This is a genomic window from Blautia sp. HCP3S3_H10_2, assembly GCF_052122375.1.
Classification (GTDB): Bacteria; Bacillota; Clostridia; order Lachnospirales; family Lachnospiraceae; genus Blautia_A.
This window is the reverse complement of record NZ_JBQKCL010000006.1, coordinates 202,342-225,955: the sequence shown is the minus strand read 5'-3', so window position 1 is coordinate 225,955 and position 23,614 is coordinate 202,342. Positions and strand designations below refer to the sequence as shown.

General features: G+C 43.8%; 18 protein-coding genes. 16 read left to right on the top strand and 2 right to left on the bottom strand.

Going from position 1 to position 23,614, the window contains the following annotated elements:
* The first annotated feature begins 34 nt into the window (after positions 1-34).
* The 6 genes from ACTQWB_RS08850 to aspS all read left to right on the top strand — a co-directional run bounded on the left by ACTQWB_RS08850 (position 35) and on the right by aspS (position 8,359).
* Positions 35-2,365 (top strand): RelA/SpoT family protein, encoded by a 2,331-nt coding sequence (locus tag ACTQWB_RS08850; protein WP_441501385.1) that lies wholly within the window; start codon positions 35-37, stop codon positions 2,363-2,365.
* Between the two features lie 81 nt (positions 2,366-2,446).
* A complete protein-coding gene (locus ACTQWB_RS08845) occupies positions 2,447-3,076 on the top strand; it encodes an MBL fold metallo-hydrolase (RefSeq protein ID WP_441501386.1) in 630 nt (209 codons plus the stop codon).
* Complete coding sequence (hemZ, locus tag ACTQWB_RS08840) at positions 3,048-4,637, top strand: coproporphyrinogen dehydrogenase HemZ (RefSeq protein ID WP_441501387.1); 1,590 nt, start codon at positions 3,048-3,050, stop codon at positions 4,635-4,637. The genes ACTQWB_RS08845 and hemZ overlap by 29 nt, the downstream gene beginning before the upstream one ends.
* Positions 4,638-4,653: 16 nt before the next feature.
* Positions 4,654-5,226, top strand: a complete 573-nt coding sequence (locus tag ACTQWB_RS08835) for an HD-GYP domain-containing protein (protein ID WP_441501388.1) — start codon at positions 4,654-4,656, stop codon at positions 5,224-5,226.
* A 12-nt stretch (positions 5,227-5,238) separates the two neighbouring features.
* Complete coding sequence (gene hisS, locus ACTQWB_RS08830; RefSeq protein ID WP_441501389.1) at positions 5,239-6,489, top strand: histidine--tRNA ligase; 1,251 nt, start codon at positions 5,239-5,241, stop codon at positions 6,487-6,489.
* Positions 6,490-6,559: 70 nt separating this feature from the next.
* Positions 6,560-8,359 carry an aspartate--tRNA ligase gene (aspS, locus tag ACTQWB_RS08825; RefSeq protein ID WP_441501390.1) on the top strand — a complete coding sequence of 600 codons (1,800 nt, stop codon included), beginning with the start codon at positions 6,560-6,562 and terminating at the stop codon, positions 8,357-8,359.
* 143 nt (positions 8,360-8,502) lie between these two features.
* On the opposite strand, the gene ACTQWB_RS08820 is transcribed toward aspS, so the two are convergent.
* Positions 8,503-9,624 (bottom strand): hypothetical protein, encoded by a 1,122-nt coding sequence (locus ACTQWB_RS08820; protein WP_441501391.1) that lies wholly within the window; start codon positions 9,622-9,624, stop codon positions 8,503-8,505.
* A gap of 129 nt (positions 9,625-9,753) precedes the next feature.
* Between ACTQWB_RS08820 and ACTQWB_RS08815 the strand changes: the two genes are divergently transcribed.
* The 7 genes from ACTQWB_RS08815 to ACTQWB_RS08785 all read left to right on the top strand — a co-directional run bounded on the left by ACTQWB_RS08815 (position 9,754) and on the right by ACTQWB_RS08785 (position 19,493).
* A complete protein-coding gene (locus tag ACTQWB_RS08815; protein WP_441501392.1) occupies positions 9,754-9,909 on the top strand; it encodes a hypothetical protein in 156 nt (51 codons plus the stop codon).
* Positions 9,910-9,947: 38 nt separating this feature from the next.
* Positions 9,948-11,468, top strand: coding sequence for an efflux RND transporter periplasmic adaptor subunit (locus ACTQWB_RS08810; RefSeq protein WP_441501393.1), 1,521 nt, complete (start codon positions 9,948-9,950; stop codon positions 11,466-11,468).
* Entirely contained in the window at positions 11,465-12,136 is a 672-nt protein-coding gene (locus ACTQWB_RS08805; protein WP_441501394.1) for an ABC transporter ATP-binding protein, read from the top strand. Before ACTQWB_RS08810 ends, ACTQWB_RS08805 begins: the two co-directional genes overlap by 4 nt.
* A 4-nt stretch (positions 12,137-12,140) precedes the next feature.
* On the top strand, positions 12,141-14,252 hold the full coding sequence (locus ACTQWB_RS08800) for a hypothetical protein (RefSeq protein ID WP_441501395.1): 2,112 nt from the start codon (positions 12,141-12,143) through the stop codon (positions 14,250-14,252).
* A gap of 11 nt (positions 14,253-14,263) precedes the next feature.
* Positions 14,264-15,532 (top strand): ABC transporter permease, encoded by a 1,269-nt coding sequence (locus ACTQWB_RS08795; RefSeq protein WP_441501396.1) that lies wholly within the window; start codon positions 14,264-14,266, stop codon positions 15,530-15,532.
* A gap of 172 nt (positions 15,533-15,704) precedes the next feature.
* The gene (locus ACTQWB_RS08790; protein WP_441501397.1) at positions 15,705-18,077 is read left to right on the top strand and encodes an extracellular solute-binding protein; all 2,373 of its coding nucleotides are present in this window, start codon (positions 15,705-15,707) and stop codon (positions 18,075-18,077) included.
* Positions 18,078-18,170: 93 nt separating this feature from the next.
* Positions 18,171-19,493 (top strand): sensor histidine kinase, encoded by a 1,323-nt coding sequence (locus ACTQWB_RS08785; protein WP_441501398.1) that lies wholly within the window; start codon positions 18,171-18,173, stop codon positions 19,491-19,493.
* A 57-nt stretch (positions 19,494-19,550) separates the two neighbouring features.
* Here ACTQWB_RS08785 and ACTQWB_RS08780 read toward each other — a convergent pair whose 3' ends face one another.
* A complete protein-coding gene (locus ACTQWB_RS08780; protein WP_441501399.1) occupies positions 19,551-20,228 on the bottom strand; it encodes a response regulator transcription factor in 678 nt (225 codons plus the stop codon).
* A 231-nt stretch (positions 20,229-20,459) separates the two neighbouring features.
* Between ACTQWB_RS08780 and ACTQWB_RS08775 the strand changes: the two genes are divergently transcribed.
* From ACTQWB_RS08775 to ACTQWB_RS08765, 3 genes are all read left to right on the top strand, one after another.
* On the top strand, positions 20,460-21,305 hold the full coding sequence (locus ACTQWB_RS08775; RefSeq protein WP_441501400.1) for a carbohydrate ABC transporter permease: 846 nt from the start codon (positions 20,460-20,462) through the stop codon (positions 21,303-21,305).
* 87 nt (positions 21,306-21,392) lie between these two features.
* The gene (locus tag ACTQWB_RS08770; protein WP_441501401.1) at positions 21,393-22,148 is read left to right on the top strand and encodes a carbohydrate ABC transporter permease; all 756 of its coding nucleotides are present in this window, start codon (positions 21,393-21,395) and stop codon (positions 22,146-22,148) included.
* 49 nt (positions 22,149-22,197) lie between these two features.
* Positions 22,198-23,613, top strand: a complete 1,416-nt coding sequence (locus ACTQWB_RS08765) for a hypothetical protein (protein WP_441501402.1) — start codon at positions 22,198-22,200, stop codon at positions 23,611-23,613.
* The last annotated feature ends 1 nt before the right edge of the window (position 23,614 follow it).

The window sequence follows — 23,614 nt, the reverse complement described above, 5'->3', positions numbered from 1 at the left end:
ATTCAGATAGTACTAAAACAGGCAGGTGAAAATTATGGCTGATATCATCAACGAGCAGGGCAAGGAGCCTGAAGTGTCAAAAGAAGATCTGGAAAAGCTGGAGTCTGTGAAGAAGGCAGATGCAGCTGTTAAATCCATGCACGACTTCACAAGCCCTGAAGTATTATATAATGAGCTGATCGCCAGCATAAAGAAATATCACCCTTCTACGGATATTACCATGATTCAGAAGGCATATGAGACAGCAAGGGAAGCCCATAAGGATCAGAAGAGGAAGTCTGGAGAGCCTTATATCATCCATCCTTTATGCGTTGCCATTATCCTGGCAGACCTGGAGCTGGATAAAGAGACCATTGTTGCCGGACTTCTTCACGATGCAGTAGAAGATACCTGGATGACCTGCGATGAGATCACGAAGGAATTTGGTCCGGAGGTTGCCCTTCTGGTAGATGGCGTAACCAAGATCGGACAGCTGTCCTATTCAAAGGATAAAGTGGAAATGCAGGCAGAGAGTCTTCGTAAGATGTTTCTTGCTATGGCGAAGGATATCCGCGTTATCCTGATCAAGCTTGCGGACCGCCTTCATAATATGCGCACGCTTCAGTATATGACTCCTGCGAAACAGAAGGAAAAAGCAAGGGAGACCATGGACATCTATGCACCAATTGCACAGCGTCTTGGTATTTCCAAGATTAAGGTAGAGCTGGATGACCTATCCCTTAAGTATCTGAAGCCGGATGTATATTATGATCTGGTAGAGAAGGTGGCTCTTCGTAAGAGTGTCCGCGAAGAATTTGTTGGAAATATTGTAAAAACTGTAAAGCAGCATATGGTAGAGGCTGGGATCAAGGCACAGGTTGACGGCCGTGTGAAGCATTTCTTCAGTATTTATAAGAAGATGGTGAACCAGAATAAGACCATCGACCAGATCTATGACCTGTTTGCAGTCCGTATCCTGGTAGATACAGTGAAGGACTGTTATGCGGCCCTGGGTGTCATACATGAGATGTATAAGCCTATTCCAGGCCGTTTCAAGGACTATATTGCGATGCCGAAGCCGAATATGTACCAGTCTTTGCACACTACCCTGATCGGTCCAAATGGCCAGCCTTTTGAGATACAGATCAGAACCTTTGAGATGCATAAGACAGCAGAGTATGGTATTGCTGCACATTGGAAATATAAAGAAGCTTCCGACGGTAAAACTTCTACAGGTAACCGTGAAGAAGAGAAGCTGAACTGGCTGCGCCAGATCCTGGAATGGCAGAGGGATATGTCCGATAATAAGGAATTTATGAGCCTTCTGAAAAATGACCTTGATCTTTTTGCAGACAGTGTCTATTGTTTTACCCCACAGGGAGATGTAAAGACTCTTCCAAATGGCTCAACTCCTATTGATTTTGCCTACAGTGTACATAGTGCTGTGGGAAATAAGATGGTGGGAGCACGTGTAAATGGCAAGCTGGTGCCTATTGAGTACCGGATCCAGAATGGTGACCGTATCGAGATCATCACTTCTCAGAATTCCCAGGGACCAAGCCGTGACTGGCTGAAGGTAGTTAAGAGCACACAGGCCAAGAATAAGATCAACCAGTGGTTTAAGAAAGAACTGAAGGAAGACAATATTCTAAAAGGCAAGGAAATGCTTTCCCAGTATGCGAAGAGTAAAGGCTTTAAATTCGCTAACTACACCAAGCCCCAGTATCTGGAGGCGGTTCTCCGCAAATATGGTTTCCGGGACTGGGATTCTGTACTTGCTGCGATCGGACATGGCGGCCTTAAAGAAGGCCAGGTGTTCAATAAGCTGGTGGAAGCCTATGATAAAGAGAATAAGAAGAACCTGACAGACGAAGAGGTTCTGGAAGCAGCAGCTGAGAGCCAGGATAAAAAGCATCATATTAAGAGCAAGAGCGGCATTGTGGTGCGGGGAATTCATGATGTTGCAGTACGTTTTTCCAAGTGCTGTAATCCAATCCCAGGTGACGAGATCGTAGGATATGTCACAAGGGGACGTGGTGTTACGATTCACCGTACAGATTGTGTGAATGTGATGAATATGTCGGAGATGGACAGAAGCCGTCTTCTTGAAGCTGAATGGCAGCAACCGGAAGCCAAGCAGGATGAGCATTACATGGCAGAAATCAATGTATATGCAAATAATCGTACAGGTCTTCTTGTGGATATTTCCAAAATCTTTACAGAACGTAAGATTGATATCCGGAACATTAACTGCCGTACCAATAAGCAGGAGAAGGCAACGATCTCTGTAAGCTTCAATGTCAGCTGTAAGGAAGAGCTTAATTCTCTCATCGAGAAGATCCGCCAGCTGGAAAGCGTTATGGATGTGGAGAGAACTACCGGCTGATGCCGTTGCAGAAAATTAAACTGAAAGTAAAGCTTCAGCAGATACGTTGAAATCAGCCTATCTGCCATGAAAGGATAACATATGGGAAAACTTGAATTGCAGCAGCTGGTTCTTGGCCCTGTATATACCAATTGCTATTTTCTGAAAAATAAAGAGACAAGTGAATTGTTGATCGTTGACCCGGCAGACCAGCCAGGGAAAATTTTCCAAAAGGTAGAGGTCATGGGGGCAAAACCGATGGCAATTCTTCTTACCCATGGTCATTTTGATCATATTATGGCAGTGCAGGCCGTGAGGGATGAGTATAAGATTCCGGTTTACGCCTGTCGGCAGGAAGAAGAAATGTTACGGGAGCCTTCTGTGAATATGACCGATCGTATGAGAAAGCCATGTTCTGTCTGTCCGGATGTATTTCTGGATGATCTGCAGGTTTTCGAGATCGCAGGATTTTCCATTCAGATGCTTCATACTCCGGGACATACCAAAGGAAGCTGCTGTTATTATCTGAAAGACGAGGGTGTATTGTTCAGCGGAGATACCTTATTCTGTGGCTCTGTGGGAAGAACGGATTTTCCAGGCGGCAGTGCCGGTGAGATCCGGGAAAGTCTTCATAAGCTTCTGAATGCTCTTCCGGATGATACAGATGTCTATCCGGGACATGATACATCTACAACAATCGGCTATGAAAAGAGGTACAATCCATTTGTGTAAAATAGGAATCCTGCTGCTTGACAGGGATTTCGAGCATGATGTCTATGAATTGATAAAGGCATTTTATCCGGAAGGAGATATCCACAGCCTCTACGAGAAAGACGAAGAGGAATACGACATCTTCTTTACTGTGAAAAAAGAAAATGATAATTTTGTTATAAAATATGAGACTAAGGATCATAAAGGGATAGCCAGCGCTGAAGTGATACGAGGAGCAGATGGAGATCCAGGAGAAAATCAGGAAGCTATCAACCAGGAGAACAAGACAGAAGCTGGTGCTGTCAATCTCGTTTGCGGATCACAGAAGAAAGTCCTGGATGCCCACGAACTTAGAAAGGCAAATAAGGACAATTTAAAATATGCGTTGTACAATGTTCTTGTAAAGCTTACAGGAAGAAACCTTCCATGGGGAAATCTTACAGGCATCCGCCCGGCCAAGCTTGCCATGGGGATGATCGAGAGTGGTATGAAAAATACTGAGGTTGCACAGGAAATGCGTGACCGTTATCTGGTAAGTGCGAAGAAAACAGCTCTTGCCATCACCATAGCAAACAGGGAACGGGCCATTCTTCAGGATATTGATTATGAGCATGGTTACAGTCTATATGTAGGTATTCCTTTTTGCCCGAGTATCTGTCTGTACTGTTCTTTCAGCTCCTACCCCCTAAAAATCTGGCAGAAGCGGGTAGATGAGTATCTGGATGCACTTTGTCTTGAAATCCGTGAGACTGCTAAGATGATGAAGAACTATAAGCTTGATACCTTCTACATTGGAGGCGGTACGCCTACCACGTTAGAACCGGATCAGCTGCGGAGACTTCTGAACCAGTTGGGAGAGTCCTTTGGATTTGACGGACTTGTGGAATTTACCATAGAGGCAGGAAGACCGGATAGTATTACCAGACAGAAGCTGGAAGCAATCAGGGAATTTCCTGTGACCAGAATTTCTGTAAATCCACAGACCATGAATCAGGAGACACTGGAAATTATCGGCAGACGTCATACTGTGGCCCAGACCATAGAAGCATTTAAGCTTGCCAGAGAACTGGATTATAACAATATTAACATGGATCTTATTGTGGGACTGCCTGGAGAGGATATTTCCAAGGTGAAACACACATTGGAGAAGGTGAAAGAATTATCCCCTGACAGTCTTACCGTTCATTCCCTGGCTGTGAAGCGTGCAGCACGCCTGAATATGTTTAAGGACAGGTATCAGGAGATGACATTTGAGAATAACCAGGAGATCATGGATCTGACCCAGCAGACAGCCTATTCCATGGAAATGGGACCTTACTATCTGTATCGTCAGAAGAACATGAAGGGAAATTTTGAAAATGTAGGCTACGCAAAGGTTGACAAAGCCGGGATTTACAATATACTGATTATGGAAGAAAAACAGCCTATCATTGCTCTTGGGGCAGGCGGCTCTTCCAAACTGGTCTTTGACCATGGCAAACGGATCGAACGTGTGGAGAATGTAAAGGATGTTACCAGCTACATTGCCCGTATCGACGAGATGATCGAGAGAAAGCGCACCGGAATTGGAACCTGGTTATAGGAGGGAGGGGAGATTCTTGGAAAAGCTTTCGGAGAATCCGTCAGAAAAATCTGACAGGTTTCTGGAATTTGATCTTTCAGCAGAACTGAAGCACGGAATTGCAGTAAGCAATCTGGCATATGCTTTAAGTCAGGAGTTTGGCCTTCCCCATGAACAGTGCTATGATCTTGCGATTGCGGGAATGCTTCATGATATCGGAAAGCTGAAGCTGAGAAGCTATATTAATGGTCAGGAAAGTAATCCTCTTGTGATCGAGGAGCTGAAATATGTCCGCATGCATTCCACACTTGGTTACGAAGAGCTGAAAGACCAGGGCTATTCAGATTTTGTTCTTGAGAGTATTCTATATCATCATGAAAATTACGATGGAAGCGGTTACCCGTCTAATCTATCTGGCAAGGAGATTCCCATTGGAGCCAGAATCCTTCGGGTATGTGACGTGTTCTGTGCACTGAGCCAGGATCGTTCCTACCGTAAGGCTTTTGATAAGCACACTGTGATGGAATTGATGATAGATGAAATAAAAAACTTTGATCTGGAAGTATTTCTTGCATTTCAAAGAGTAGTACATACCAGAGAAACTGGTTGATAAGGAGGAAACATGGCATTAAAGAAAAAGCCGGTAACCGGCATGAAAGATATTTTACCGAAGGAGATGGAAATCCGTAACTATGTTACAGGACTGATCCGTGAGACATATGGTTCCTTTGGATTTACCTCAATTGAGACTCCAAGTGTGGAGCATATTGAGAACCTGTGCAGTAAACAGGGGGGAGATAACGAGAAGCTGATTTTTAAAATCCTGAAAAGAGGAGAGAAGCTGAAGCTTGACCAGGCGAAAGAAGAGGCTGATCTTGTGGATTCCGGTCTTCGTTATGACCTGACCGTTCCACTTTCCAGATATTATTCCAATAATTCCAATGAACTGCCAGGACCGTTTAAGGCACTTCAGATGGGATATGTATGGAGAGCAGACCGTCCTCAGAGAGGTCGTTTCCGTCAGTTTATGCAGTGCGACATTGACATTCTTGGCGAGCCTACTTATATGGCAGAGATTGAGCTGGTACTTGCTACCACCACGCTTCTTGGCAAGCTTGATTTCCATAATTTCATGATCCGTATTAATGACCGCCGTATCCTGAAGGCTATGGCAGAGTATAGCGGATTCCCGAAGGAGAGCTTTGACACTGTATTTATCATTCTTGATAAGATGGATAAGATTGGTCTTGAAGGCGTAGCGAAAGAGCTGGAAGAGGAAGGCTTTGCAAAGGAGAGCATTGACACTTACCTGGCTATGTTTAAGGAAATCAGCTCAGATATCCAGGGCGTAAGATACTGTAAAGAAAAGCTTGCAGGTGTTCTGGATGAGCAGATCGCAGCTGATCTTGAGACAATCATTTCCACAGTGGAAGCTGTAAAGACCGCAGACTTTAAGATGGCATTTGATCCCACTCTGGTACGTGGTATGTCTTATTATACAGGTCCGATCTTTGAGATTTCCATGGATGAGTTCGGCGGCAGCGTCGGCGGTGGCGGACGTTACGATGAGATGATCGGTAAATTTACCGGAAATAATACGAGCGCATGTGGATTCTCCATTGGATTTGAGCGTATTGTTATGCTTCTCCTTGAGAGAGGATATCAGATTCCTACTGCGAAAGCTAAGAAAGCTTATCTTGTAGAGAAAAACATGCCGTCAGATAAGCTGATCGAGATCTTCCGTCAGGCAGAAGAGGAGAGAAAGACCGGAGTCCAGGTTAATATCTCCATTATGAAGAAAAATAAAAAATTCCAGAAAGATCAGATGGCAGCAGAAGGTTATGCGGAATTTGTGGAATTTTTCAGACGATAAGAAACAGATTTCAGAAGTTGTATTTTGAGAAAGCTGGGGGAAACCCCATAGAATAAGGAGGCGCCTTAAAATGGCTGAGAGTATGCAGGGACTGCACAGAACCTGTCGATGTGCAGAAGTAACCACACAGATGGTAGGCAGCGAAGTAACCCTTATGGGATGGGTTCAGAAAGCAAGAGATAAAGGAGGAATCATTTTCGTTGATTTACGTGACCGCAGCGGAATCATGCAGCTGATCTTCGAGAATGGCTCTATTGATGAGGAAGGCTTTGCAAAGGCTGGTAAGCTTAGAAGCGAATTTGTAATAGCAGTTACTGGAACCGTTGAGAAACGTGGAGGTGCTGTAAATGAAAATCTTGCAACAGGCGAGATCGAAATAAGGGCAAAATCCCTTCGTGTTCTTTCTGAGGCAGAGGTTCCGCCATTCCCGGTTGAGGAAAACAGCAAGACAAAAGAGGATGTACGTCTGAAATACCGTTACCTTGACTTAAGACGTCCGGATCTTCAGAGAAACCTGATCCTGAAAAGCCGCGTAATGCAGCTGACAAGATCCTTCTTTACAAATGAAGGATTCCTGGAAATTGAGACTCCTATGCTTGGAAAGAGTACTCCGGAGGGCGCAAGAGACTATCTGGTACCTTCCCGTGTACATCCTGGCTGCTTCTATGGTCTGCCGCAGTCACCACAGCTGTACAAACAGCTTCTGATGTGTTCCGGATATGACAGATACATCCAGATCGCAAGATGTTTCCGTGATGAGGATCTTCGTGCCGACCGTCAGCCGGAGTTCACACAGATCGATATGGAGCTTTCTTTCGTTGATGTAGATGATGTAATTGATGTAAATGAGAGATATCTTGCATATCTGTTCAAAGAGGTTCTTGGCATTGATGTGAAACTTCCGATTCAGAGAATCACCTGGCAGGAAGCAATGGATCGTTTTGGCTCCGATAAACCGGATATGCGATTTGGCATGGAGCTTCACGATGTAAGCGATGTTGTGAAGAACTGCGGATTCTCCGTATTTACAAGTGCCCTTGAAAATGGTGGAAGCGTTCGTGGTATCAATGCAGAAGGCCAGGGCAGCATGCCTCGTAAGAAGATTGACAAGCTGGTAGAGTTTGCAAAAGGATATGGTGCTAAGGGACTTGCTTATATTGCAATCGCAGAAGATGGCACAAGAAAATCATCCTTTGCCAAATTCATGACAGAGGAAGAGATGGATGCTCTTGTGGCAGCTATGGATGGTAAAGCAGGAGATCTGCTTCTGTTTGCAGCTGACAAGAAGAAACTGGTTTATGATGTTTTAGGAGCACTTCGTCTGGAACTCGCAAAACAGATGGATCTTCTTGATAAAAATGAATACCGTTTCGTATGGGTAACAGAGTTCCCGCTTCTTGAGTGGAGTGAGGAAGAGAACCGTTTCACAGCTATGCATCATCCATTTACCATGCCTATGGATGAGGATATCCCGCTTCTCGATACAGATCCGGGTGCTGTCCGCGCGAAAGCTTATGATATTGTATTGAATGGTAATGAGATCGGTGGCGGTAGTGTCCGTATTCACCAGGATGATATTCAGGAAAGAATGTTCAAAGAACTTGGATTTACTCCGGAAGCTGCCCATGAGCAGTTCGGATTCCTTCTGGATGCGTTCAAATATGGTGTTCCGCCTCACGCAGGACTGGCTTACGGTCTTGACCGTCTGGTTATGCTTATTGCCAAGGTTGACAGTATCCGTGACGTTATCGCATTCCCGAAGGTAAAAGATGCTTCCTGTCTGATGACACAGGCACCACAGCGTGTAAGTTCAGCACAGCTTGATGAGCTGGGACTTGAGGTGGAGAAGGAAGATAGCATTACAGATTAAGTGATATCATACAGAATCGTTGAAAAAGGATTATCTGATAAAAAGATAAAATACCAAAAAGATAAAAAACAAAAATCCTGCCTTGAAATGGCAGGATTTTTGTGTATTACAAACTATTCTTTTTATAGGGAAAGCTGCAAGCGTCAACTTTGGGTGTCTGCATCTTCTACCGGGCTGGAGCTTAAATTACCAAATAATGCCTGACCAAATACAGTCCCGGCATCTTCCAGCTTCCAGGAAGCTCCGTCGTTGATCAGGGTAAACGTGGTTTCCACAGTTTTGGTAGCAGTGCTTTTATCGATGACATCCAGAAGCATGCTGTAGGATTTTTCATAACGCTTCTGGGAGCCGTCTATTACAGCATCTACAGAAGAAAGATAAGTATCAAGCTCTTTTTGATAGTTTTTCAGAATCGCATCACTGTCAAAAGTGGTGATTGTCGCATCAACAGTGGCGTAGTAACCGGAAACAGAAGCTTCGCCTACAGAGTAATCAAAAGAATCATGAACGTGTTCTACCAGTGCATCTGCGAGCTGGATCTTTTCAGAATCACCAGAGCTGGCGATGGAATCAGCATTCAGATAATTGCCAAGTTCGTCTGTGGACATATTTTTCAGGGTATCAAGATATACGGTGAGCGTATCTTCCGGAGAGAGAATATCCGGATCAGTAAGATAATTCATAAGACCGCCGACAAGGTCATTTTCCAATGAATTGTTGCGCCGGATCTCCCAATTTTTTTCCTCATCCTGGGAAGCAGAGAGGGAAATGGTGCAGTTACGCTCTACTGTCTGATAATCATTTGTGCTTAACAATTCCCGGAGCAGGCGGTAACGGTCTTCCAGGGAAAAGGTCTGATCATCTGTCTGGTCAGATGCTGCCAGGGAAATTTCCTGCTTCAGCTGTGCTTTCAGAAAATCTTCAGCAAGTGCGTGGGCGTCCAGTGTAACCAGACGAAGGTCTGCCTGGGCATTTTTTTTGTCCTTGTCAACGTTAACATTCAGAATCTTGTAATCAAAATCCTGGAAAAAGAGAGAGGAGACTTCTTCTATATCAGAGGTATCAGAGGCAGCTTCCGTTTCTTCAGGAAAAAGCTCCTGGTAAGAGATGTATTTCTGTGTGGTGTCGGAATCCAGGTTCTTAAGAAGATCCAGTTCCCGTTTTACTACTTCTTCTATCTTCTTTTCTTCTTTGCCGGTACAGCCGCAGAATAGGAATACACAAAGAAGTAAAAGAAGAAAAAGCAGATATTTTACTGATTTCATACAGTTTCTTTCCTTTCAGGTTATTGGGTAAAAAAGTTTATAAATTTTTTTTATTATACCATTTTTCGGTATAAAAGTCAAAAATCCCTAAAATCTATACGATTTTTCTAAAAAAACAGTGAAAAAATTGTGAAAAATGTATTAGAAACAGAGATTGCGGGCTTTGAATACTTTTCTTTTGAGGCGGAATCTGTTATTATTAACAGGGTAAATGCAGATGACAGAAGAGAGAGGCCATCTGCTATAATTGCAGAAGGTGTTGTAACTGGCTCTGAACAGTTATGAGATGAAAAAAGGATTGCGTTATCGTACAGGAGGTAACCATGAAGAAAAAAGTTTTTGTCGTCGGAGGACTGATCCTTCTTGCAGGAGCTGCAGGCGCCGGTGGCTGGTATTATTATAAACAGAATTACGGTGATTCAGCTTCCGCTTCCGGCGAAGTGGCCTATGTGACGAAGATCAGTACACTTCTTGGTGAGGATTCCGGAGTCATGAACCGGTTCGCAGGAGTTGTGGAACCTCAGGAGACTGTTAAGGTAAATATTGAGAGTGGCAGAACCGTTACGGAGGTTAAGGTAAAGACCGGAGATGAGGTTAAGAAAGGACAGCTGTTATTTGAATACGATCTTAGCAGCATCCAGGACAGTCTGAAGGAAGCGCAGCTGGCACTTGACCGGTTGAAAAATGAGGCCCTCAGCCTTAATGAACAGATCACCACTCTTGAAAAAGAGAAAAAGAAAGCGAATAAGAGCAGCCAGCTTTCTTATACGATCGAAATTGAAACCAATAAGATGAATCTTAAGAAGAATGAATACGATCAGGTAAGCAAGCAGGCGGAGATTGACAAGCTGCAGGCTGCTACCACCAATACGGAAGTGCGCAGCGAGATCGACGGTGTTATCCAGAAAATTGATACCAGCAAGCTGGGAAGTGATGACGGGGATACACTGGATGACAGCATGAGCGCTGATTATGGAAGCTCTGATTCATCGGATAATGCTTTTATTACAATCCTCAGTACCGGCGCATACCGTATTAAGGGTCAGGTGAATGAGCAGAACAGAAATACAGTAGTTCCGGGTTCAGCGGTGATTGTACGTTCCAGGGTAGATGAGAATCAGATCTGGCATGGCACTATGGGAGCTGTGGATGAGCAGAATTCTTCCAACAGCAGCAGTAGTAATTCATACTTGGGAATGTCCAGTGGGGATGATACGACCAGCTCCAGTACCTATCCGTTCTATGTGACATTGGATTCCTCTGAAGGACTGATGCTTGGCCAGCATGTGTACATAGAGATGGATGAAGGCCAGGAGGAACAGAAGACTGGCATCTGGATCGGGGATTATTATATCGTGGACGCGGATACAGACAGCCCTTATGTGTGGGCAGTGGATTCCAAAGGCCGGCTGGAGAAGCGTTCTGTCATCCTTGGACAGCATGACGATAATCTTTCGGAATATGAGATCGCAGATGGCCTTACGGAAGATGACAGTATTGCATTCCCGTCAGACAGTCTTGTGGAAGGTATGAGTACCAAAGATGTGTCTGAGATGACAGATGAAGAACTGGAAAGCGTTGATATGGAAAGTAATATGGATGCCGGGGAATACTCTGATGGAGATATTATGGAACCATTGGATGAGGATTATTCCAGTGCGGATTTTGAATCCGGAGTGGTAGATGAAAATATGGATGCCACTATAGATGGTAAGGATTCATATGATGCATCTGAGGATATTACAGAAGATGATTCATTTGATGACAGTACAGAGGATTTTACGGAGGATACCATTGAAGATCCGGTTATGTACGGTTCCGACGATACGGAGGCAGCGGGATGATACTTGAACTGAAAGGAATTTATAAGGATTACCTGCAGGGGAAAATGACGGTTCCAGTTCTTAAGAATGTGAATTTTTCCATGGAAGAGGGCGAATATGTAGCCATTATGGGACCTTCCGGTTCTGGTAAGTCCACACTTATGAATATAATCGGCTGCCTGGACCAGGCAACCAAGGGAAGCTTTTATCTGGATGGGCAGGACATCAGCAAATGTTCCGAGAATGAGATGTCAGATATCCGTCTGAATAAGATCGGATTTGTATTCCAGAGCTTTCATCTTCTGCCCAGACAGTCCGCTATTTCCAATGTGGAAATGCCTCTGAATTATGCCCGTGTGCCTAAGAAGGAGCGAAGAGAAAGGGCTTTTGCAGCGCTTGACAGAGTCGGGCTTGCAGACCGTGTGGATTTCAGACCGAACCAGCTGTCTGGAGGACAGATGCAAAGGGTTGCCATTGCCAGGGCGATTGTAAATAATCCCAAACTTCTTCTGGCAGACGAACCTACCGGTGCATTGGATAGTAAGTCAGGCAGACAGGTTATGGAGCTTTTCCAGAAGCTGAATGACGAAGGGGTTTCCGTTCTTATGATCACCCATGATGCGGACATTGCAGCGCATGCCAAACGGGTGGTTATGATCCGCGACGGTGAACTGCAGGAAAAGAGGTGATCCTATGGGTAAAGCGAAAAAAGTTATCATAGGAGTTGTGATTACGGCTCTTGTAGGAACTGGCATAGGCGGTGGCCTTATGTATGTGCGTAAGGGAAGCCAGAAAGAGGTTCTGGTAGCAAGTGTCAGTGATCTGGCTGGGGAACGATACGATTCTGATACCACCTTAAGCGGTAATGTTTACGCCAATGCCACCCAAAGAATTTCTGTGGATAAGGATATGATCATTCAGGAAATCTATGTGAGCAAGGGTGACGAAGTGAAACCTGGGGATAAGCTGATCTCCTTTGATATGACACTTGTGGATATGGAACTGAATATAGCCAAACTGAAGCTTCAGAAGCAGCAGCAGGATCTTGCCGCAGCAAAGAAAAGGCTTACAAGTCTTCAAAATGGAGGACCGATCCTGGATACTGATGCATCTTCCGCTGATAATCTGATTGATACCGATACAGATTCGGGGACAGATTCTGGGACAGATTCTGGTTTGGATTCCGGAGATGATTCCTTAGGAGATAATGAGATGTCCTCATTAGATGTGACCGCATCCGATCATTATCTTGCTGCAATCCTGCAGCCTGTGCTTCTGGCAGCAGTTACGGATATCACGGATGGATTTGCAGATAGTCAGGAAGCAGGCAGTCAGGATATGACAGGTCCTGATGACATGACAAGTGTTGTTACTGAAGATGAAAACATGTCAGATAATATGGATGCCGCTGATGGAAGTATGGAAGGAACAGAGGTGGCAGATCCGGGTACGGCTCCAGGGGCTTATGAGGAACCTTCTAATGATGGATTTAGCAGTGGAGATTCTTCTTCCGGGCAGGATGGATTTATTTCCGATGGAAGTGAGAATGGAACAGACGCTTCTCAGGGAACGGATACAAGCCTTGGAAAAAATGAAGGGTTTATAGATGGAGAGGAACCATTTTACCTTACTCTTGATTACGATACAGAGCCTTATCAGGGAACTGGAACAAAAGAGGATCCATATCTGTATCTTTGCTCCAGTGCGAAAGGTAAGGTAAATGTGACCGGAGCTTTCCTGAATAAAATGGCAGGTTATAATGCAGACGGAACGATTCTTCTGCATCCGGGAGGATACTGGTATCTGCTGGAATTTCACCAGAATGATACCATTGCAGACTATACCAACAGAAAGCAGTCCTGTACGGGCTATTATCTGATTGACGGGAATATGCTGTCCAACCCGGTTGACCGTTTCGCAGAGATGGATTTTACACTGGCGGGCGCCCTGCAGTATGAGGATGGTAATGACCAGCCGGATAATCCGGATAACGGTGGCGGAGGAGACGGTGGTGGAGGCAGCGCTTCCTTGTCGCGTTCAGAAGCCATAAAGATCCAGAAGAATCGGATCGCCAGTCTGGAGCTGGATATTCAGGAGAGTGAGATCAATATCAGTAAACTTCAGAAGAAAGCTGACAGACAGCTGATCACAAGTAAGCTGGATGGTATTGTTACGACTGTTGGGGATGCAGCTACAGGAACCAATTCGGAATCCGATGCTTTTATGCTGATAAAGAGTAAAGACGGTTATTATGTACAGGGAACTGTCAGCGAGCTTATGCTTGACCAGGTGCAGGAAGGCACAATGCTGACCTGTAATTCCTATGGTGAAAGCGGATATATGGTTTTCGAGGCAGAAGTAGTGCAGGTGTCTGATTATGCAGTAGATGGAGACAATTCCTATTATTACGGGGATAGCAATCCAAATGTATCCTCTTATACGTTTACGGCTAAGATCACAGATGATTCTGCCCAGGTAAGCGTAGGAGACTGGGTGGATATCCAGCTGGAACAGCAAGCACAGAGCACAGATGGTATTGTACTCTCCAAGGCCTTTGTCCGTACCGAAGACGGTGTAAGCTATGTTTATAAAGATGATAACGGTGTGCTGAAAAAACAGATTGTGAAGGTAAAAGAGAATGTAAATGGCGGTACCTATGTCCTGGTAAGCGGTGGATTGTCTTTTGACGATAAGATTGCATTCCCTTATTCAAAATCAATCAAAGAAGGCATGAAGACGAAAGAAGGATCTCTGGATGAGTTTATGGGATATGATTCCACAGATTATTCCGGTGGTCTTGGTTAAGGAGGGATTTCATGTTTGAAAATATACGTCTGGCATTCCAGGGAATCTGGTCACACAAGATGAGATCTTTCCTGACGATGCTGGGTATTATCATCGGTATTGCTTCTATTATTGCCATTGTTTCCACTATCAAGGGAACCAGTGAACAGATCAAGGAGAATCTGATCGGTTCCGGAAATAATACGGTAAATATCACTTTATCACAAGGTGACAGTGCATACAGTGTGGATTCTTACAGCGATGGTTCGTCAGTCTCCACACCGCTTCTCAGTCAGAGCCTGAAGGATGAAGTGAAAAAAGCAGATCATGTAGAAAATGCCACATTTTTTTATAGCAGAACAGATTACAACAGCAGTGTTTATTATGAGAACAGCAGTTTTTCCGGTGGCAAGGTTTATGGAATTGATATGAACTATCTGGATACCTGCGGATATCAGGTGCGCTCCGGAAGAGGTTTCGTTCAGGCTGATTACGACGGTTTCCGTAAGGTGGCAATGATCGACAGCTATGCAGCAGATACTATGTTTCCAGGAGTGAATCCAATAGGTAAGATTATAGAGATTGGTTCAGAACCGTACACCGTTATAGGCGTTGTACGCCAGTCTACGGACAGTCTTCCAAATATGGAAACACCAAGTGATTTTGACAACTATTATGAAAGTGTGATCGGAACTGTTTTGATTCCCAATAAATGCTGGCCGATCTCCTATAAGTTTGATGAGCCTGAAAATGCCATTATTAAGGTTGACAGTACAGATAATATGAGTGAAGCAGGCTCTGCAGTAGCGAAGATTCTGAATAAATCCATTGATAATACCAATGGAAAGAGCAGCTTCAAATATAAGGCAGATGACGTTATGGAACGTGTCAAGAATCTTCAGAACTTAAGTGAAAGCACCAATTCCCAGCTGATCTGGATCGCAAGTATTTCCCTTCTGGTTGGAGGAATCGGTGTTATGAATATTATGCTGGTATCTGTCACAGAGCGTACCAAAGAGATCGGTCTGAAGAAGGCTATCGGTGCAAGAAAAAAGGTCATCCTGGGACAGTTTCTTACAGAGGCAGCAGTACTTACCAGTGTGGGCGGTATTATTGGAGTTGTACTTGGAATCGGACTTTCCAAGATTGTATCCAAGGTGGCAGGTTCGCCTACTGCGATCAGTGTTCCTGCGATTGTGGGATCCGTTGTATTCTCCATGCTGATCGGAATTATTTTTGGTCTGCTTCCTTCTGTGAAAGCTGCCAACCTGAATCCGATTGATGCACTTAGAAGTGAATAATTGTTAATATTGTTATGAAAATGAACAACCAGAAGTGCAGATTTGATTATTTGTGCGGATGGTTGTTCTTTTTTGCTGTGAAACAGTTCCTATGCTATAATGCTTAGAGAAAATATAGAGATTCCTTTGATAGGGTTGTATAGAACCTTAACAATGGAAGGAGAACTTTTACATGCAGAAATATAAAAAATTTAAGAAAGTAATGTGGGTTTCAACAATGGTATGTCTGGTTTTTACCGGAGCAGGGAGTTTCGCAGGCTGTGGCGGCGATAGTGGAGATATAGTGAAAGAACCTGAAAATGGTGGAAATGCTGCTGATGGTATGACTGGTTCCGATAAGGACAGGGCAATGGGACGCTATCTGGAAGAGAAACTGACAGTACCAAAAGATTGCGAAGGGATTTCCAGCCTGCAGGTTATGGAAGATGGCAGCCTGGAAATGTTAGTACGGAACAGCGACTATCAGCTGGTTCTTTATAAATCCACGGATCAAGGTAAGACCTGGCAGGAAGAGGAAAAACTGGAAAGTCTTTTCGGTCTGGAAGAAGACTCTTTTTATAATGTGGCGCTTGGAAAAGATGGAAGCATTCTGGGCGGCGTGTTCATTGAAAATGAGAGCGACACAGTTGGCATGGATTACTATTATTGTCCTACTGGCGGGGAGGGAAGAAAGCTTGAGCTTGGAAATGCAGTGGATGGAACTTTTGCCTGGAGTATGGCAATCGGCACAAATGGCAATCTGTTCTTGCAGCTTACAGGAAAAGGCATTCTGGAGATTGATCCTGCAGATGGCAGTGTAGTTCATGAGTATGAAAAAGGAAAGCATACAGATTATATGGGTGTGACATCTGAGGATTTGACCGTAATTGCGGATGGAGATGTCCGTTATTATGATATCGCTTCCGGTAAGCCGGCGGATGGAGGAGAAGCGTTGACTGAGCAATTGAAAAAGACACCTTCTAATCTGGAATTTGGAAATTCCTTCGGTACGTCTTTAATGTTCATGGATGGAGATGAGGAAGGAACTTTGTTTTATGTGGATAGTACGGGACTGTACCGCTACGCATTTGGCGGTAATGTGATCGAGCAGGTGATCGACGGAAGCCTGAATTCCTTAAGTTTCCCCAACAAGGCTTTTAACTGTATTACCCAGGACAAAGATGGAAAAATCTATCTGGGAGTGTCCGATTACGATTCCGGTACAATGGGAGGTGAACTGCTTTCCTATACATATTCAGCAGATACTCCCACAGTGCCGGATACTGAGCTTACCATTTATTCCCTGGAGGACAATTCCAGTATCCGTCAGGCAGTGGCCTTGTTTCAGAAAAAATATCCGGATATATATCTGACTGTGGAAACAGGAATGACAGGAGATGACGGAGTAACCCGTACGGATGCCCTGAAAACCTTGAATACAGAGATTATGGCAGGAAAAGGACCGGATATTCTGATCATGGACGGGATTTCTTCAGATGCTTATGTAGAGCAGGGAATGCTGGAGGATTTAAGCGGTGTTTTGAAAGATGCAGGAATCCTTTTTAACATTCAGGACACATATACAGAGGCGGATGGAAGTATCTATGAAATGCCGGTAAAATTTGGAATCCCTATGATGGAAGGACAAAAAGAAGATGTAGATGGGGTAACTGACCTGACCTCTCTGGCAGATGTGGCTGAAAAACATAAGGACGAGTATGGCCTGTCTGATGGGAATTTGTATAGGTTCCCATTTGCCTATTCTTTATATTCGAAAGCATTGTTAGAACAGTTTACAGATAATAATTCTGCTGCATGGATGAAATCAGATGGGACATTGGATGAAGAAAAAGTGAAGGAATTCCTGGAGCAGATGGGAAGAATTTATCAGGCAGGAAAGGATGGAGCAGAAGAAGTTAAGGCAACATATCCTCAGGCATTTGATGAAAGTGAACAGCCTGACTATGTCCGGAGTTACGGAATTGCCGGGGAAAATGTTGCGTTGTTTTCCGGAAACTGCCTGTTTGCAGTTGGCGGTGTTTTTTCACCCTATGATTTTGCATCTGTAGTTTCTTTTTCAGAGTTGACAGAAAATCAGGAATATAAGCTTTGGAACGGTCAGGCTTCTGATTATTATATTCCGGTAAATAAAATAAGCGTTAGCTCCAAATCAGCGCAGAAGGAAAAAGCACTGGAATTTGTTAAGTATCTTTTTTCAGAAGAAGGACAACAGATCTCAAAGAACGATGGCTTTCCGGTTGTGGAAAAGGTATACGATGGAGATGACTATTGGAATCTGGGAGAAGAAGGAACTGTGTTGGCTTCTGGTGGAGGTACAAACAATCTCACTGGTCAGGAGACTAATTATGAGATTAAAGTTCCATCTGCTGATCAGATAAATGAATTTAAGAAACTGGGAAAAACACTTACAACCCCGATTCTGGACAATGGGATCATTACCAGTGCGGTCTGCGAGAACGGAGTGCGGTACCTGAATGGCGAAATTGGTCTTGAAGAGGCAGTAAATGCAGTGATACAGCAGGTGAATCTGTATCTGGCAGAGTGAATTGTAACGTGTACCAGACAGAAATAAGATTGGATGATAAGAAGGGCATAGCCTGTAAATATACAGGCTATGCCCTAGTATGGAGAGTGTGAAATGTTTAAAAAATTACACAGGCAAATGACCGTATTTTCAGCGTTGATCACAAGTGGAATTCTGATCCTGATGGCAGTTTCCTGCCTTGTGATCTCAGAGCGTGGGCTTACCCGCAATAGTTATGAAAGATTTTTGAATAATGGAAATTCCTGTGTAGCTTACCTGGAAAACCAGACTATTCTTTCACATAAATGGATTCTGGAAGCAAAGCAGGAATATGGGGTAGAGCTTCGGATTCTGAATAATGGAAAAAAACTGTATTTTGATAAAATGAATGAAAAAAGTGAAAATGCAGAAGAAACTCCCAGTGAGGATTTCTCTGATAGGGACGGAAAACTTTCCACGGAAAAAATGTTGGAGGAGGCTGCCAGAATTTCCAGGGAGGAACAGGGGCTGGATGTGGAATATACAGGAAGCATTTCCATTCCAAAAGAGGTTTATTTTCAGACCACAGATTTTTATGCATGTACCGCCCTGATTCCAAAGGGAAATGGGGTGCTGAGCCTGGTTCTGGTATATCCTCTTGACGGGTTAGAGGCACAGATTTTTCATCAGAGGATTTTATTTGCAGGGCTGGTGCTGATCGCTATTCTGATTTTAATAGCGTTTTCCTGGTTTTTTACGGGAAAAATGCTGCGGTCATTGGAGGAGAACCGAAAGAAACAGACTCAGTTCATTGCTTCCGCATCTCATGAACTTCGATCACCTCTGGCTGTGATCTTATCCTGCGTGCAGGTGATGGAAAAAGATTCCGGAGATAGCGGAAAACTTTTGCAGACTATAAAAAGCGAAGGAAACCGAATGTCTATGCTGGTTGGTGATATGCTTTCCCTTGCAAATGCGGATAATAAATCCTGGAGCATTACGAAATCAGATTGCGAGCTTGATACACTGGTTCTGGATACTTATGAAAAATATGAACCACTTTTGCATGAGAAGAAGATTTCCCTGAAAGTGATTTTGCCAGAGGAACCTCTTTCCGTCTGCAAATGTGACAGCGCAAGAATAAGCCAGGTGCTTGGGATTCTTCTGGATAACGGAGCAAGCTATGTGCCCGCAGAGGGAAAGATGAAAATGGGCGTAGAAGAGAAGGAAAAGTATTTTAAGATTTACGTGCAGGATAACGGCCCCGGAATTTCTAATGAAAATAAGGAAGCGGTGTTCCAGAGATTTTACAGGGCCGATCCGGCAAGAAAGGATAAGCAGCATTTTGGACTTGGACTTTGCATAGCCAAGGAGATCGTGATGCTGCATAAAGGAAGTATCCGTATCGAGGATACACCAGGTGGCGGAAGCACCTTTGTGATAAAGCTGCCGAAGTAGCAAAATTTTCCATAAATCATGACGTACATTCTGCAGAAAGCCTTTTTAGGATGAGCTCTAGTGATATACCTGGAGTTGATATCCTACACCTCGTACAGTTTTCAGAACCAGAGTGCTGCCTACGGATTTCAGACGGCGTCGGAGAAAATGGATGTAGTTATCCAGATTGCCATCCTCTACGTCAGAATCCAGTCCCCATACACGGGAGAGCAGAAGGGTGCGGGGCAGAACTTGCCCGGGATTTCTAAGAAATACTTCCAGGAGTGCACTTTCACGGCCGGAGAGAGTGCACTCTTTTGTGTCCCTGGTGAGATGTCCGCATTCAGGATCAAAAGCAATATCGCCCAGTTTCAGAAGATTGGGCTCTCCCCATTTTCCTGGGCGACGCATAATACTGTGAATTCTTGCAAGAAGCTCTTCAAAGGCAAAAGGCTTGACCATGTAGTCGTCAGCCCCGCAGTTCAGGCCTGTAACCTTGTCTTCCAGCTCCCCAAGCGCCGTAAGAAAAATGACAGGGGTAAAAATGTGTGCTGCTCTGGCTGCCTTTAAAACATGGGCGCCATCCATGGAAGGAAGCATACGGTCCAGAAGTACCAGGTCGTACATGTTTTCCTGCATATAATATAGTCCTTCAGCACCATCTAAACACACGTCTACTGTGAAATTTTCTTTTTCTAGTGCAAGCTTCGTAAGCTGTGCCAGATCTTTGTCATCTTCTATTATTAAAATTCGCATAAAAAACTCCATATATAAATATTCGTACCAGTACAGTGTTCTATTCATTCAGTAATTATACGCGTTAATCTCTAAAATGTCTCTAACAGAATGTGTGCACAGCAAGATAAAAATGAAAACGATTGCTTTAAAAGTTAGAGAAAAAATAGAGATTCCCCTGCTATTCTCATTTTATCAGATAAATCATAAGAATGGCTACCTGCAAATAGTTGCCTGAAAAGAGGAATCGTTGTGAAAAGAAAATATGCCATCAAAGGATTTTTATTTATTCTTCCAAGCTTTACCGGAATCTGTCTGTTCTGGTTAATCCCTTATGGGGATGTGATACGCCGTTCTTTTTGCGAATCAGTAAATGGGACATTTATTGGACTTAGAAATTACCAGATGATATTTTCCAATAAGGCATTTCTTCTTGCCGGGAAAAACACGCTCCGTTTTTTGGCAACCAGTATTCCGCTGCTGGTAATTCTGTCACTGATACTTGCAGTCCTGCTAAATGGACTGAGAAAAAATGCGAAGCAGTTGCTGAAAACAGCATTTCTGTTGCCTATGGCTATACCGGTTGCGTCTGTAGCTATTTTATGGAAAATCCTGTTTAATGGACAGGGAATTTTGAATCATATTCTGGAATTATTATCATTGAAAACCGTTGACTGGCTGAATACAAAGGCTTCTTTTGGAGTGCTGGTGATCAGCTATATATGGAGAAATCTGGGATATGATATTGTGTTGTGGCTGGCTGGTCTTTCCACAATTCCGGAAACTTTTTATGAAGCTGCGAAAGTTGACGGAGCAGATGCATGGAAATGTTTTTCACAGATCACGGTTCCAAATCTTTTGCCTTCTTTTTTTACGATTGCGGTTTTGTCACTGTTAAATGGTTTCAAGGTGTTCCGGGAAGCTTATCTGGTTGCCGGAGATTACCCTCAGGAAAATATGTATCTTCTTCAGCATCTGTTCAATAACTGGTACAGAGATCTTGCTATGGACAAAATGGCAGCTGCTGCTGTAGTCACCGGAATATCAATTATGATTCTTGTTCTCTTACTGCAAAAAGCATGGGAAAGAGAGGATTAGAAAGTGAAAAAAATAACCTGTTTTTTTCTTGCAATTTTAGCTTTTATTTTTGTATTTCCCATTTTGTTTCTGGCAGCAGGCTCCATTATGGGAAATAATGAACTGACAGATATGCTGCTTCCGGTAATGATGGAAGGTGTGAAGGGGTATGATTCCTGGAAACTGTTTCCGGAATATCCTACATTAAAACATTATGTGGAAGTGCTTATGGATTCACCGGAATTTTTTGTTATGTTCTGGAACTCTGTGAAAATTACGACAGGTGCACTGATAGGAGAGCTTCTGGTCGGAATGCCTGCTGCATGGGGCTTTTCTAAATTTGATTTTCCAGGGAAAAATATACTATTTACTTTATATATAGCACTGATGATGATGCCTTTTCAGGTTATGCTTCTGGGTAATTATCTGGTGCTGGACAAAATCGGGCTTCTTGATTCGCTTTGGGGGATTATTCTTCCGGCGTTTTTTTCTACATTTCCCATATTTATCATGTACCGCTTTTTTAAAGGGATTCCCCTGGCGCTTCTGGAAGCTGCAAGACTTGACGGTGCAGGTGAGCTCAGACTGTTTTTTATGATTGCCATCCCCTTGGGCTCACCTGGCGTCATTTCTGTCATTGTACTGGGATTTCTGGAATATTGGAATCTGATCGAACAGCCTATGGCATTTTTGAAAACAAAAGAATTGTGGCCGCTGTCTTTGTATCTGCCGAATATTGATCTGAAACAGGCGGGCGTTGCATTTGCTGCATCCATAGTGGCTCTTGTTCCAGCTGTTTTAGTGTTTCTGGCAGGACAGGATTATCTGGAGCAGGGGATTATTTCTACGGCCGTGAAAGGATAGGAAAAGGGCTGTTATTGAGATTGGAAAAAGGAATAGGATGGAGATTGTCATGAGAAAAAAATTAATTCATGCGGCGGGCATTTTCTTTGCGGTTATGCTGCTTTTCACTGTTTTATCAAGAGTTTCAGACTCTGTAAATGTAATACAGATCCAGATAAAGAATCCGGCAAATCAGATGATCACCCATGAGGTAAGCGGTACAGGAAAAGTGGAAAGCAGTCAGGAGATGGCCGTGTTTGTTCTGGAAAATATACAGGTGGAACAGGTGATGGTGCACCCGGGACAGGCGGTGAAAAAAGGGAACACCTTAATGACACTGTCAGAGGAAAGTATTCAGGAAGCAGCAAAAAAACTGGATGATAAAATAAAAACGTTGGAGGGACAGGCGAAAGACATTGAAAGCCAGAAAAAGGTAAACGCTCAGAAGCGGGCGGTTCAGCAGGCCTGGGCTGGTAATTCTTATGATCTTGCAGTACAAAGCGGAAATGTTTCCGTAGACAATGCAAGGGAAGAACTGCAAGTTGCCCAGCAGCGCCTGGATGAATTTTATCAGGAAAAGGAAGCAAAAACCTGGGGGGATGATTTAAGTGGATTTACAGATGGCACTGACACAGATACAAGTGGTTGGATGGAATCCGATAATTCCGCCAAGGAGAGTGATACCGCTACGGAAACCGCTCTTTTGGATGACCTGCGTTCAAAGCAGGAGACACTGAACCAGGCGATTGCAGGAAGAAACCAGGCACTGGCAAGTGCAGGACGGGAAGTATCCGATGCCAATGAACCTGAAGCTTCGGACAGTACCTTGGAAAATACCCAAAGAGAACTGGAAAGTGCCAGAGAAGACAGAGAAAAAGTGACAGTGCTTCAGAATACAGAAGGTGTTATTTCCTCCCCGGTTACTGGTGTATTAAAAAATCTGTCTGTGCAAACAGGAGATATTACAGGACAGACAGCAGCTGCAGTTCTATATTTCTCAAACGGAGAGCTTAGAATGACCGGTACTATTTTAAAAGAAGATAGGAAATATGTGTCGGCAGGTGCTGACGTGAAAATAACAGATTATAACAATAATGATATTTCTGGTGCAACTGTAGAAAATGTGGTTGAAAATGAGGCGGATAGTGACAGCTGTGATTTGTCAATTGTTGTACCTGATGACAGCATGTCTATTGGACAGAGCGGAGATTTTTCCATATCAAAGGATTATGGCCCTTATTCCTGCTGTGTCCCTCTTTCAGCCTTGTACTCAGAAAATGGGAAAGACTATGTGTATGTTACAGATACAGAAAATACGGTACTTGGAACGGTTATGACCGCAAGAAAAGTAGAAGTTACAGTGAAAGATAAAAATCAGATTACTGCAGCACTGGAAGAAGGAACTCTTTCCACAGACCAGGCAGTGATCGTACAGGCGGACAGGACGCTGGCAGATGGCAGCAGAGTGAGAATCGCTGAGAATTAAA

Excerpts from the sequence above, each read along its gene's own strand:
- ACTQWB_RS08850 (WP_441501385.1), top strand. The coding sequence starts at position 35 with ATGGCTGATATCATCAACGAGCAGGGCAAGGAGCCTGAAGTGTCAAAA.
- ACTQWB_RS08845 (WP_441501386.1), top strand. The coding sequence starts at position 2,447 with ATGGGAAAACTTGAATTGCAGCAGCTGGTTCTTGGCCCTGTATATACC.
- hemZ (WP_441501387.1), top strand. The coding sequence starts at position 3,048 with ATGAAAAGAGGTACAATCCATTTGTGTAAAATAGGAATCCTGCTGCTT.
- hisS (WP_441501389.1), top strand. The coding sequence starts at position 5,239 with ATGGCATTAAAGAAAAAGCCGGTAACCGGCATGAAAGATATTTTACCG.
- aspS (WP_441501390.1), top strand. The coding sequence starts at position 6,560 with ATGGCTGAGAGTATGCAGGGACTGCACAGAACCTGTCGATGTGCAGAA.
- ACTQWB_RS08820 (WP_441501391.1), bottom strand. The coding sequence starts at position 9,624 with ATGAAATCAGTAAAATATCTGCTTTTTCTTCTTTTACTTCTTTGTGTA.
- ACTQWB_RS08810 (WP_441501393.1), top strand. The coding sequence starts at position 9,948 with ATGAAGAAAAAAGTTTTTGTCGTCGGAGGACTGATCCTTCTTGCAGGA.
- ACTQWB_RS08805 (WP_441501394.1), top strand. The coding sequence starts at position 11,465 with ATGATACTTGAACTGAAAGGAATTTATAAGGATTACCTGCAGGGGAAA.
- ACTQWB_RS08800 (WP_441501395.1), top strand. The coding sequence starts at position 12,141 with ATGGGTAAAGCGAAAAAAGTTATCATAGGAGTTGTGATTACGGCTCTT.
- ACTQWB_RS08795 (WP_441501396.1), top strand. The coding sequence starts at position 14,264 with ATGTTTGAAAATATACGTCTGGCATTCCAGGGAATCTGGTCACACAAG.
- ACTQWB_RS08790 (WP_441501397.1), top strand. The coding sequence starts at position 15,705 with ATGCAGAAATATAAAAAATTTAAGAAAGTAATGTGGGTTTCAACAATG.
- ACTQWB_RS08785 (WP_441501398.1), top strand. The coding sequence starts at position 18,171 with ATGTTTAAAAAATTACACAGGCAAATGACCGTATTTTCAGCGTTGATC.
- ACTQWB_RS08780 (WP_441501399.1), bottom strand. The coding sequence starts at position 20,228 with ATGCGAATTTTAATAATAGAAGATGACAAAGATCTGGCACAGCTTACG.
- ACTQWB_RS08770 (WP_441501401.1), top strand. The coding sequence starts at position 21,393 with ATGGGAAATAATGAACTGACAGATATGCTGCTTCCGGTAATGATGGAA.
- ACTQWB_RS08765 (WP_441501402.1), top strand. The coding sequence starts at position 22,198 with ATGAGAAAAAAATTAATTCATGCGGCGGGCATTTTCTTTGCGGTTATG.